Source organism: Achromobacter sp. SIMBA_011, assembly GCF_046535435.1.
GTDB lineage: Bacteria > Pseudomonadota > Gammaproteobacteria > Burkholderiales > Burkholderiaceae_B > Achromobacter > Achromobacter dolens.
In genome coordinates this window covers 1-250 of record NZ_JAWRWN010000925.1, presented here as the reverse complement: position 1 = coordinate 250, position 250 = coordinate 1, and the positions used below count along the sequence as shown (strand labels likewise).

Below are 250 nucleotides of genomic sequence, written 5' to 3'. Positions count from 1 at the left end.
CGAGCGGCCCGCCCGGCGCGCGGACGAGATCGCCGCGCTGCGCGAGGGCATCGCGCTCGGGATGACGCTGATCGACACCGCGGAGATGTATGGCGACGGTGCGACCGAGGAATTGGTCGGCGACGCGCTCGCCGGCCTGCGCGACGATGTCTTCATCGTCAGCAAGGTGTATCCGCATCATGCGAGCCGGCGCGGCGTCGTCGCTGCGTGCGACGCGAGCCTGAAGCGCTTGCACACCGATCGCATCGAC

1 protein-coding gene is annotated in these 250 nt (G+C 70.0%); it reads left to right on the top strand.

Translation table 11 applies throughout. The annotated features are described in order from the left end of the window. Positions 1-250 (top strand): aldo/keto reductase (locus SB816_RS33705; protein ID WP_410548465.1); only part of this gene is annotated, 250 nt, incomplete at both ends.